This window comes from Mesorhizobium sp. URHB0026 (genome assembly GCF_054059755.1).
Map to the genome: position 1 here is coordinate 2225751 of NZ_JBSSCN010000001.1, position 11704 is coordinate 2237454.

General features: G+C 63.2%; 12 protein-coding genes. 6 read left to right on the top strand and 6 right to left on the bottom strand.

Annotation, left to right across the window (positions count from 1 at the left end):
* Nucleotides 1–41: 41 nt before the first annotated feature.
* From ACVWWD_RS11200 to ACVWWD_RS11225, 6 genes are all read left to right on the top strand, one after another.
* Nucleotides 42–947, top strand: coding sequence for a LysR substrate-binding domain-containing protein (locus ACVWWD_RS11200; RefSeq protein WP_015314134.1), 906 nt, complete (start codon nt 42–44; stop codon nt 945–947).
* Between the two features lie 570 nt (nt 948–1517).
* Nucleotides 1518–2672, top strand: coding sequence for an ABC transporter substrate-binding protein (locus ACVWWD_RS11205; RefSeq protein WP_023772564.1), 1155 nt, complete (start codon nt 1518–1520; stop codon nt 2670–2672).
* A gap of 190 nt (nt 2673–2862) precedes the next feature.
* Nucleotides 2863–3861 carry an ABC transporter ATP-binding protein gene (locus ACVWWD_RS11210; protein ID WP_457103068.1) on the top strand — a complete coding sequence of 333 codons (999 nt, stop codon included), beginning with the start codon at nt 2863–2865 and terminating at the stop codon, nt 3859–3861.
* A gap of 40 nt (nt 3862–3901) precedes the next feature.
* Nucleotides 3902–4867 (top strand): ABC transporter permease, encoded by a 966-nt coding sequence (locus ACVWWD_RS11215; RefSeq protein ID WP_023783355.1) that lies wholly within the window; start codon nt 3902–3904, stop codon nt 4865–4867.
* Nucleotides 4857–5672 (top strand): ABC transporter permease, encoded by an 816-nt coding sequence (locus ACVWWD_RS11220; protein WP_352550241.1) that lies wholly within the window; start codon nt 4857–4859, stop codon nt 5670–5672. Before ACVWWD_RS11215 ends, ACVWWD_RS11220 begins: the two co-directional genes overlap by 11 nt.
* Before the next feature lie 124 nt (nt 5673–5796).
* The gene (locus ACVWWD_RS11225) at nt 5797–7224 is read left to right on the top strand and encodes a gamma-aminobutyraldehyde dehydrogenase (protein ID WP_023792655.1); all 1428 of its coding nucleotides are present in this window, start codon (nt 5797–5799) and stop codon (nt 7222–7224) included.
* 180 nt (nt 7225–7404) lie between these two features.
* Here ACVWWD_RS11225 and ACVWWD_RS11230 read toward each other — a convergent pair whose 3' ends face one another.
* From ACVWWD_RS11230 to fdhD, 6 genes are all read right to left on the bottom strand, one after another.
* A complete protein-coding gene (locus tag ACVWWD_RS11230; RefSeq protein ID WP_023772569.1) occupies nt 7405–7719 on the bottom strand; it encodes a hypothetical protein in 315 nt (104 codons plus the stop codon).
* Between the two features lie 153 nt (nt 7720–7872).
* Complete coding sequence (locus ACVWWD_RS11235; protein WP_352550242.1) at nt 7873–8235, bottom strand: nuclear transport factor 2 family protein; 363 nt, start codon at nt 8233–8235, stop codon at nt 7873–7875.
* 84 nt (nt 8236–8319) lie between these two features.
* Nucleotides 8320–8796 carry a carboxymuconolactone decarboxylase family protein gene (locus ACVWWD_RS11240; RefSeq protein ID WP_023772571.1) on the bottom strand — a complete coding sequence of 159 codons (477 nt, stop codon included), beginning with the start codon at nt 8794–8796 and terminating at the stop codon, nt 8320–8322.
* A 109-nt stretch (nt 8797–8905) separates the two neighbouring features.
* Nucleotides 8906–10459, bottom strand: coding sequence for an alpha/beta fold hydrolase (locus ACVWWD_RS11245; protein ID WP_023772572.1), 1554 nt, complete (start codon nt 10457–10459; stop codon nt 8906–8908).
* A gap of 112 nt (nt 10460–10571) precedes the next feature.
* Nucleotides 10572–10883, bottom strand: a complete 312-nt coding sequence (locus ACVWWD_RS11250; protein ID WP_023772573.1) for a formate dehydrogenase subunit delta — start codon at nt 10881–10883, stop codon at nt 10572–10574.
* Entirely contained in the window at nt 10873–11703 is an 831-nt protein-coding gene (gene fdhD / locus ACVWWD_RS11255) for a formate dehydrogenase accessory sulfurtransferase FdhD (protein WP_023792647.1), read from the bottom strand. Before fdhD ends, ACVWWD_RS11250 begins: the two co-directional genes overlap by 11 nt.
* Nucleotide 11704: the final 1 nt, after the last annotated feature.

Sequence of the window (11704 nt, forward strand, 5' to 3'; positions counted from 1 at the left end):
ATCGGCTTTTCTTCGCGGTTGCGGCGGTGTTTAGTCCAGCAATGGCCTTCACCATCCGGCAGTTGCAGTTCTTCATCGCCGTCGCCGAGCAAGGCACGGTATCGCGCGCGGCGCAAAACCTTTCCATCTCGCAATCGTCGGTCACCGAGGCGATCAAGGAACTTGAAAGCGATCTTGGCGTCGAACTGTTCGAGCGCCATCCGCGCGGCCTCAACATTACCCACAAGGGCCACCAGTTCCTGCGCCACGCGACAAAGATTCTCGCCGACGTGTCCGACGCCCGCCGCTCTTTTTCCGGCGAACAGGCTGTGGCCGGCGGGCGGCTGCAACTCGGCGTCACCTCGCTGGTTGCCGGCTATGTGCTGTCGGACCTGCTCTCACGCTACCGCCGCGCCTATCCAGGTGTCGAGGTCTCGGCCATCGAGGACAATGGCGACTACCTCGAACATCTCCTGATCGGCGGCAAGCTGGACATTGCCGTCATGGTCACCTCCAATTTGCGCGACCGCACTGCACTGCAATCGGAAATCCTCGAAGTCTCGGCTTACCGGCTGTGGCTGCCGCTCGGCCATCCCCTGGCTGGCGCCGACATTATCGGCATCGGCGATATCGCCTCCGAACCGCTGATCATGCTGACCGTTGACGAGATCGAGGAAAACACCGGCAAACTGCTGACAGCGATCGGCGCCAGGCCGCATGTCGCCTTCCGCACCCGTTCCGTGGAAGCCGTGCGCAGCCTCGTCGCCACCGGTGCCGGCGTTGCACTGCTGCCTGACCTCGTCTACCGACCCTGGTCGCTGGAGGGAGACCGCATCGAATCGCGCGACATTTCCGGTTCCTTGCCGGTGGTGCAGGTTGGCATGGTCTGGCGGCGGGGATCTGGCCTGGCCGCCGCGGCGCGGGACTTTGTGGGCCTTGCCCAGTCGCAGCGAACGGTGCGCCGCTAGAAGTGGTCTGCTCCCGGCGACGCCGCCAGTCTTGCGCTTGCGCTTTGTGGCGGGAACCGGCTCCACTTTGAAAGGCCCTAACCCTCGAAGTGGCCGGCGCCGGCAAGCCTGACGGCGTCAAGGTTAAGCGGATACTTGAAGCGAGCGGCTGGTCCTCAATCGAAGTCAGACAGGCGAACTTACCATGGAAGATCGCCGAAGGGGATCTGATGTCATAGGCCACCCGGCTAGGGCCGGTCGCCGCCGCGCTCCGCGAGGCCGACCAGGCGACGGGCGAAAAAATCATTACGGTGTTGCCTGCGGCCTTGCCCCTTTCTAAAGGACGGTCAGGCCGCCTGCTGGCTGGTGACGGCGCTGGCCTGAGGGAGTATATCGGAAAAACCGATATCGGCCTTCTGACAAATGAATTTGCGAAACCGGAATTTTCAAAGCACCTTCCGTTGGAGGGACCAAAGCTGCCATCAGAGTGGCGTCAAGTCCAACGGATGAGCTGACAAGTTTTTCAGTCCGCGCGTGATCTGGCGACAACCGGAGCGGTTTCAGGATCACGCGCCAAAATGGGAGATCGATATGCATTCATTCCTGAAGTCGTGCACTGCCTTGACGGTCGCGCTGACCTTCTCCGGTCAGGCGATCGCCCAGGTCAAGGAACTCGGGAAGGGCGAGGGTCAGGTCAACATCGTCGCCTGGCCGGGCTACATCGAGCGCGGCGAGACCGACAAGGGCTACGACTGGGTGAGCGCCTTCGAGAAGGAGAGCGGTTGCAAGGTCAACATCAAGACCGCCAACACCTCGGATGAAATGGTCTCGCTGATGAACGAGGGCGGCTTCGACCTCGTCACGGCTTCGGGCGATGCCTCGCTGCGGCTGGTCGCCGGCAAGCGCGTGCAGCCGATCAACACCGATCTCATCCCGAGTTGGAAGACGGTCGACGACCGGCTGAAGGACGCGCCCTGGTTCACCGTCGACAAGGTGCATTACGGCGTTCCCTATCAGTGGGGTCCCAACATCCTGATGTACAACACCGAGGTCTTCAAGGAAGCACCGAAGAGCTGGAACGTCGTCTTCGAGGAGATGAAGCTGCCGGATGGCAAGTCCAACAAAGGCCGCGTCCAGGCCTATGACGGACCGATCCATATCGCGGACGCCGCCAATTATTTGATGTTCCACAAGCCGGAACTCGGCATCAAGGATCCCTACGAATTGAACGAGGACCAGTACAAGGCGGCGCTCGAATTGCTGCGCGTCCAGCGCACGCTGGTTGGCCGCTACTGGCACGACGCGGCCATTCAGGTCGACGATTTCCAGAACGAAGGCGTCGTCGCATCCGGCTCGTGGCCATACCAGGTCAACACGCTGGTCGCCGCCAAGAAGCCGGTTGCCTCGACCGTGCCGGAAGAAGGCGTCACCGGCTGGGCCGACACCACCATGATGGAAGCCGACGCCGCTCACCCGAACTGCGCCTATATGTGGCTCGAGCATTCGCTGGCGCCGAAGGTGCAGGGCGACGTCTCCGCCTGGTTCGGCTCGCTGCCGGTCGTGCCGGCCGCCTGCAAGGGCAACGAGCTGCTCGGCGAGGAAGGCTGCAAGACCAACGGCTACGACAATTTCGACAAGATCAAGTTCTGGAAGACGCCGGTTTCCAAATGCGCCACCCAGAACGACCAGTGCGTGCCTTACTACCGCTGGGTGTCGGACTATATCGGCGTCATCGGCGGGCGGTAATTGCGTTTTACCGAGAACTTGGCGATGCCCCTCATTGTCCTTCCGGACATTTCTCCCGTTGCAGAATAAGCGCCAACATCGCGACCAGCTTCCTTCTCCCCGTCACTATACGGGGAGAAGGTGCCGGCAGGCGGATGAGGGGCAGCACAGACGCCTCAATTGAAGAGCCTGGCACATTGCAGGACACCCCATGACATCAGCCGTTTCCTTTCAAAAAGCCTCGCGTCATTTCGGCAGCGTTCGCGCTGTCGACGCTGTCGATCTCGACATCGCGCCAGGCGAATTCTTCGCCATGCTCGGGCCGTCCGGTTCGGGCAAGACCACGTGCCTGCGTCTCATCGCCGGCTTCGAGCAGCCGACGGCGGGTTCGATCTCGATCTTCGGCGAGCGGGCCGAGGGCGTGCCGCCTTACCGCCGCAACGTCAACACCGTGTTCCAGGACTACGCGCTGTTCCCGCATCTCAATGTGCTCGACAACGTCGCCTACGGGCTGATGGTCAAGCGCATCGGCAAGGCCGAGCGGCACAAGGCGGCGGAAGAAGCGCTGTCGCTGGTGCGATTGCCCGGCTATGGCGCGCGCCGGCCCGGCCAGCTTTCCGGGGGCCAGCGCCAGCGTGTCGCGCTCGCCCGTGCCCTGGTCAACCAGCCCAAGGTGCTGCTGCTCGACGAGCCGCTCGGCGCGCTCGACCTCAAGCTGCGCGAAAACATGCAGGAAGAGCTGAAGTCACTGCAGAAGGCGCTCGGCATCACCTTCGTCTTCGTCACTCACGACCAGGGCGAGGCGCTGTCCATGGCCGATCGCGTCGCCGTCTTCAACGATGGCAGGGTCATGCAGATCGGCACGCCCGAGGATATTTATCAGCGGCCGAGCACGCGTTTCGTCGCCGATTTCGTCGGTTCCTCCAACGTGCTGCCGCCGGATTTCGTCCAGCGTTATGGCGGCCAGCGCCGCTGGGGGAGCCTGCGCCCTGAATCCATTCGTGTCGGCCGCGCGGCGAGCAGCGAAGGCGTCGCCGCACGCCTCGTCTCGACCAACTATCTGGGCGCTACGACAAGGCTGGCGCTGGATGCCGACGGGTTGAAACTGCACGCCGTGGTGCCGGCCGGCACTGCTTTGCCTGGGGAGGGCGAGGCGGTGGTGCTCACCTTCAACCGCGAGCATCTGCACCTGATGGACAAGCCGGTATGATGATGGTTTGCGCGACAGATCTCGGCCCTTCGAAAAAGCCATGACGATCACCGCCCTCAACGTCAAACCCGGCCCCGCCATTCTATCCGGCAGCGGCGGCATGCGCGGTGCGCTTTCCGACCTCTTCTGGCGCCGGCCAAAAGTCCTGCTCCTGCTGATGCTGCTGCCGCCGGTGCTGTGGCTCGGCATCGTCTATATCGGCTCGTTGTTCGCGCTTTTGGCGCAGAGTTTTTTCTCCATCGACGAGTTCTCCGGCCTCATCAACCGCCAGTTCACGCTGAAGACCTATGGCGACCTGTTGCAGGCCGCCAACCTCGATATCATTCTGCGCACGGTGACAATGGCGGCCTTGGTCACGCTGGCTTCGGCCATCGTCGCCTTTCCGATTGCCTACTACGCGGCGCGTTATGCGCGCGGCCGCTGGAAGGCGCTGTTCTATCTCGGCGTCATGCTGCCGCTGTGGTCGAGCTACCTGGTCAAGATCTATGCCTGGAAGCTGATCCTGGCCAAGGAAGGCATTTTAACCTGGCTGCTCGCCAAGCTGCATTTGTTGTGGCTGCTCGAGGCATGGCTATCGCTGCCGGTCGTCGGCGGCAATTCGCTGTCGGTGTCGTTCACCGGCACCTTCATCGTCTTCGTCTATGTCTGGCTGCCGTTCATGATCCTTCCCGTTCAGGCAGCCCTCGAGCGCGTGCCTGGCAATTTGGTCGAGGCCTCGTCCGATCTTGGTGCTTCGCCGAGGCAGACATTCCGCAACGTCTTATTCCCGCTGGCGCTGCCCGGCATCGTCGCCGGTTCGATCTTCACCTTTTCGCTGACATTGGGCGACTACATCATCCCGCAGATCATCGGCACTTCGCGCCTCTTCATCGGCCAGGCCGTCTATTCGCAGCAAGGCACCGCCGGCAACATACCGCTCGCCGCCGCCTTCACCGTGGTCCCCATCGTCATCATGGGCTTCTATCTCTGGGGCGCCAAGCGCATGGGGGCCTTCGATGCGCTCTGACCGTGGTCAATCCGCTCCCCTCGGCCTGAAGATCGCCGCCGCCAGCGGCCTGCTCTTCCTGCATCTGCCGATCCTGCTGATCTTCGTCTACGCCTTCACCACGGAGGAGAAGAGTTTCGTCTGGCCACCGCCGGGGGTGACCACGCAATGGTTCGCCGTCACCTGGAACCGGCCCGATGTCTGGGAAGCGTTGTCGCTGTCGGTGCGCGTCGCCGCCATGTCGACCGCGATCGCGCTGGTGCTCGGCACGCTCTGTGCCGGCGCGGTGTCACAGACGAAATTCTTCGGCCGCGAGACCATCTCGCTGCTGGTCATCCTGCCCATCGCGCTGCCCGGTATCATAACCGGCATCGCGCTGCGCTCGGCCTTTTCACTGGCCGAGATTCCGTTCTCGTTCTGGACGATCGTGCTCGGCCACGCCACTTTCTGCGTGGTCGTCGTCTACAACAACGCGGTCGCTCGTTTCCGCCGCACCTCCGGTTCGATTATCGAGGCCTCGATGGATCTCGGCGCCGATGGCTTCCAGACCTTCCGCCATGTCGTGCTGCCCAACATCGCCACCGCACTGCTCGCCGGCGGCATGCTGGCCTTCGCCCTCTCGTTCGATGAGGTCATCGTCACCACCTTCACCGCCGGCCAGCAGCAGACCGTGCCGATCTGGATGCTGGAGGAACTGATCCGCCCGCGCCAGCGCCCGGTCACCAATGTCGTGGCCATGGTCGTCGTCCTGGTGACGCTGCTGCCGATCCTGTTTGCCTATTACCTGACCCGCGACGGCGACCAGATCGCCGGTTCGGGCAAATGAAAGTAGTGAGTAATTAAATAGCGGCCGAAATCCACTCACTACTCACTACTCACTACTCACTACTCACTACTCACTACTCGCTAATGACTAATTACCCCATTCGCTTCTGCCCAAGGAGACACCAATGGACACCCAGATGCTGATCGGCTCGCAATTCGAGAAGGGCACCGAAACCGAGGAGCCGATCCTCAATCCGAAGACCGGGGCGACCATCCTCAACCTGCCCGAGGCCAGTCAGGCACAGATCGAGGCGGCAGTGAGCGCCGCCGAAAAGGCGTTCGCCTTGTGGTCGCGCACCACGCCGGCACAGCGCTCCGGCTACCTCCTGAAGATCGCCGACCGCATCGAGACCGAAGCGCAGGAGTTCGCGACGCTGGAGGCGTTGAATTGCGGCAAGCCGATCAATGCCGTGCTCAATGACGAAATCCCGGCCATCGTCGACTGCTACCGCTTCTTTGCCGGTGCGGTGCGTTCGATGCCGGGTGTGGTCGCGGGCGAATATCTGCCCGGCCACACCTCGATGGTCCGCCGCGATCCGATCGGCATCGTCGCCTCGATCGCGCCCTGGAACTATCCGCTGATGATGATGGCGTGGAAGCTGGCGCCGGCGATTGCCGGCGGCAACACGGTGGTTTTCAAGCCGTCGGAGCAGACGCCGCTGACGGCGCTGAAGCTGGCGACGATCCTGGCCGATGTCCTGCCCCAGGGCGTCGTCAACGTCGTGCTTGGCCGGGGGGACAGCGTCGGCAACACGCTGATCAATCACCCCAAGGTCAACATGATCTCGATCACTGGCGACGTCGCCACTGGCAAGAAGGTGCTGCAGGCCGCCGCAAAATCGGTCAAGCGCACGCATCTGGAACTCGGCGGCAAGGCGCCGGTCATCGTCTTCGACGATGCCGACCTCGGCGCCGTCGTCAACGGACTGCGCGCCTTCGGCTACTACAATGCCGGCCAGGACTGCACCGCGGCCTGCCGCATCTACGCCGGTAAGAAAATCTACGACAAGTTGGTCGCCGACCTCTCCGCCGCTGTCTCGACAATCAAATACAATCTATCAGACGATACCGAGAACGAGATCGGGCCGCTGATCTCGCGGCGCCAGCGCGACCGCGTCTCAAGCTTCGTGGAACGTGCTTCGGAGCTGAAGCACATCGAGATCACCACCGGCGGCAAGCCGGGCGAGGGCACCGGCTTCTACTACCAGCCGACCGTCGTCGCCGGCGCGCTGCAGGAGGACGAGATCGTGCGCCGCGAAGTGTTCGGCCCCGTCGTTTCGATAACCCGTTTCACGGAAGTGGACGAGGCCGTGAACTGGGCCAACGACAGCGATTACGGCCTGGCGTCATCCGTGTGGACCAAGGATGTTTCACGCGCCATGGCCACCGCCGCGCGGCTGCAATATGGCTGCACCTGGATCAACACCCACTTCATGCTGACCAACGAGATGCCGCATGGCGGCCTGAAGCAATCCGGCTACGGCAAGGACATGTCGCTCTATGCGCTGGAGGACTATACCGCCGTGCGCCATGTGATGGTTGCGCATGGGTGAGAAGCGGTCGCCGCGGGCGATCAATCGACAACGATTTGTCGATTGAAGCGACGCACGCCCGCAGCCGTAGCGAAGGGCCGGTCGCCGGATGAGGGGCAGTGCAAGCTTCTGCGATGCCGACGCTGCTCCTCATCTGCCTGCCGGCATCTTCTCCCGTGAACGGGAGAAGAACTCCAGCCGCTACTCCACAATGCGATAGATGTTCCACAGGCTGGTGCCCGACACGACATAGGGCTCCATCTCCTTGCCCCATTTGGCGTGCGCGTCGATCTTGCCGATCTTGGCGAACATCGCCTCCAACTGAGCCAGGCTTTCAACCTGGTGGTGCGACTCGACCGTCGCTTCACGGGCACCGATCGATCCGGTCATGATCTGGAACTTGAGGTCGGTTAGGCCGACCTGCGAGCCGATCTCGCGCTCCCATTTCTTCAACAGGTCAAGCACGGTCTGTTTATGCCCGAACTTTGCGTCGATCTGCCATCTGGCGCTGAACATCTTCTTCTCCTCCAGGGTTGCGGCCACAGCATGATCCCGAACCGAAGGTCCGCGTTTAGCGAAACTGGAAACCGACTTTCGGAAAGATCATGCCCCAGCACGGAAACAGGGCCCGTCCCGCTTCAATCGGGATGACCAGGCTCTGCGGTTGATCTACTCGTCCCAGGCCTGCACGACCGTCTGCCGTGCGATCCGGCCGTTCTTCAGCTCCAGCATCGCCGCGGCAAACACTTTCGTGCCATCCGGATAGGAGCAGGCCTGGGTGAAGGCCAGGCTGTCGCCGTCGGCGATCGTGGTGTCGACCTTGTGGGTCATCGCCCGGCTGCAGATGTCGTCCCAGAAGGTGGCGATCGCCGCGCGGCCGCGGACTTCGCGCGGCTTGCTCGGCGGGTTGTTGCGGTCGATCACCCGCACCAGCGCGTCATCGGCATAGAAGCTCGACAGCATCTTGCCGTCGCGGCCCTCGATCGCCTTCTTGATCGCCGGGCCATCCACGGCTTGGGTCTTGGTCAGCATTTTATCCTCCATGTGCCCGTCTTCACGATCAGGCGGTTGATATTCGGTAGGCACCACCCGGCGCTCGCCGCCAGGCAGGGATTTTCACTGTGACTTTGCCTTGACGGCAGCGAAGACGTTGTCGGTCTGCTTCTTGAAGGTCGCGAGATCGACCTGGCTGCCGTTGAGGATCGTCGACCAGTGGCGCACGATCGCCGCCATCGCGATCGTCTCCTTGATTTCCTCGTCGCTGGCGCCGTTGAGCTTGGCGGCCTCGGTGTGGAAATAGATGCAATACTGGCACGGGATCTGCGACGCGACCGCCAGCCCCATCAGCTCCTTGGTCTTGCCGTCGAGCGCCGTCTTGGGGTTGAGCTGGACGCCCTTGATCTCGGCCCAGGCCCCGGCGATGGCGACGTCAGGCAGTGTCTTGAACATATCCGGCACCGAGCCGAGCGTCGCCTCGATGTCCTTGTAGGTTGCCGCCGATGCATCCTCGGCTCTCGCCGGAGTGATCGTGAACAGCGCGCCAATGCCCGCCGCGATCACAAATGATCTGACATTCAGTTTTGACTTGGTCATTTCATCCTCCGTTCGCAGCGCCTTTCCGGCGATATCCGCCTTGGCCTGCATGGGGGAATTGATAGCGCCTATAGCGGTGCGCCTGCTTCGCCCGAAAGCGCCATGGCTCTCATGGCCCGTCCGGGCCAGTCTGCCTGGCGGAAAATGCCGCCGCGGCCGCTCGCGACGGCAGGTCGAGCTTGAGCAGTATGTTGGCGACGTGGCGCTTGACCGTGTGCTCGCTCAGCCTGAGTTCGACGGCAATCGCGGCATTGCTCTTGCCGTCGGCAATCAGGCTCACCACCTCGCTTTCCCTTGCCGTCAGCACGGCTGGTTCGGTCGTTTTGGTCCTGGCGCGGCAGTCGGGCTCCAGATGTTGTTCCGACATTGCCCGCACCAGCGCCATCGGCTCGTCCAGATCGTCCAGCGTCACCCGGCTGGCGTCTTCGAAATGCAGCCCCGAGCCGGTTGCCAGATCCGCGACCAGCCGCGACGCGAGAATATCGCCTCGGCTGGCATGCGCGGCGAGTTGCATTGTCACCCGCGCCGTCAACCCCACGGGCGGCCCGCGAAGTTCGATCTCGCCGACATGCGCGCCCTGCGCGCTGGCCACGCCGATCCCTTGCGCCGCCTCGCGCAGCGCCGCCGCACAGCGTATGGCGCGCGCCGGCCCATCGAAGCGCGAAATCATCATTTCCCCCTGCGTACCCAGCGCGCGGCCGCCATGGCGCCCGACCAGCAACCGCCAGGTTTCTTGGAACCGCTCGCTGCGTTCGCTCCACATACGGTCGCCCATCCGCGTCGTATCGTATATGCGCGTCACTAGAAGTGCCGCCAGCACGCGGTCCGCTTCCGAGACGGCGCGCTCGCCGGTCAGGAACTCCTCGATGAGGTCGGCGACCCGGTCGACATCGCCCGTCCAGATCGGATGATCGCGCCCCGGAATCTCGACCAGCCGCGCATTAGGGATTGTTTTGGCCAGGAAGCGGCTGGCGTCAGGATCGACCCGCCCGTCGTTGCGGCGATGGATGATCAGCGTCGGTGCGCTGATCGCCGCCAGCACGCCGCGCACATCGATTCCCGCGTTCATCCGCGCCAGCGCCGCTGCTGCCGTCGGGCTCGCCGACAGCCGCTCGAAACGCGCCCACCACTGGGTGAAATGCGCGTCGTCGACCCGGCCCGGCGCGAAATTGGGCAAGGTAGCGCCCGTACCCCAGGCCGTCTCGGCCGTGGCGATGAAGGCGTCGAGGCGTTCCGGCGACATCACCCATTTGTGGAAATGCGCATAGCCGCCATAGAGCGTCAGCGCTCGCGTCCGCTCCGGATAGGTAGCGGCGAACAGCATTGCCATCGGCGCGCCTTCGGAAGCGCCAAGCAGGGCGGCACGGCCGCTGCCGGCGGCGTCCATCACCGCGCGCACATCGTCCATCCTCGTTTCGAGGCTGGGCAGGTTGTGCGCATCGACACGGTCGGAAAGACCCGTGCCGCGCTTGTCGAACAGGATCAGCCGCGAGAATGCCGAAAGCCGCCTCAAGAGCCTGGTATAGCCCTCGTCTTCCCAATGCAGGTCGAGATTGGAAATGAAGCCCGGCACGAAGACGAGATCGAACGAGCCCTGGCCGACCACCTGATAGGCGATCCGCACCTCGCCACTGAGGGCATATCGGGTCTCGATCGGCCTCACGAGTTTCTTGCGCCCGGCCTGACGATTTCTGGTCGTGAACCATAGCAGAGCCGCGCCGATAGCGGCAGCTTAAACTTTAGCAGGGAGAAATATAGGCAGGCGCGGCCTACGGCTATTTTTGAGCGCCTGCAAGGTCGCCCGGAGGGACCTTGATTCCAAGTTTCAAATCAGCCTCGGCTGGCGTGATCGGCCGCTTGATCCTTGCCGCTGCCACTACGACCAGTTCGTCGAAATCTTCGCCGCCGCTGTCCAACATCTCGAAGAACTGGCGCCGCATTCTCGGCTCCCAGAACTTGTTGATATGCTCGGCGACGCCGGCAACGCCTTCCTCGCGTGGCCTGGAGTGGAAAAAGGCGGCGATCTGGTTGGCCATGCGCACCAGCTTTTCCCCCGTGCTCGTGATGTGGTCTTCGTCATGCGACATGCTGGGCAACTCCCGAAATCACCCGGTCGGGGTGGGTAAAAACATCGAAATCGTCGCCGCGCACCAGCGCCACCAGCGTCATGCCGGCTTCTTCTGCGGTGCGGATGGCAAGTGCCGTTGGCGCCGAGACGGCAATGATGAAGGCTGAACCGATCGCCGCCGTCTTCTGCACCATCTCGACCGAAACACGGCTGGTCACCACGACGGCGCCCGATGCGCCATCGATATTGGCCTTGGCCAGCGCTCCCGCCAGCTTGTCCAGCGCATTGTGGCGGCCGACATCCTCGCGCGCCATGACGACGCCCTTGCCGGGCACGTAGAGGCCGGCGGCATGCACGGCGCCAGTCTCTGTATGCAGCGGCTGCACTTTCGACAGCAGCTTGACCGAACGGGTGATGTCGTCGGCATTGAGCGTAAGCTTCGACGCACCGACCACATCGACCGAGCGCATCGCCTCCTCGATCGATTCGATGCCGCACAGCCCGCAGCCGACCGGTCCGGCAAGCCGCCGCCGCCGCGCCTCGAAGCGCGTATTGGCCTGGTCCTTCAACCGGATCTGGATGTCGATGCCGGCGCCATGATCCTCGACCTCGATCGCTTCGATCTCATCAGGCGCGGCGATGATGCCTTCGGTGAGCGAGAAGCCGAGCGCGAAATCCTCGAAATCGGCGGGGCTCGCCATCATCACCGCATGCGTGGTGCCGGCGAACGAGAACGCCACCGGCGTCTCCTCCGGCACCATGCGGTTGGACGCAGCCGTGCCGCTGGCGCGGTGCGCCAGTCGCGATATTTGCGTCGTCGCTTTGCGGCGCGCGGCCAAG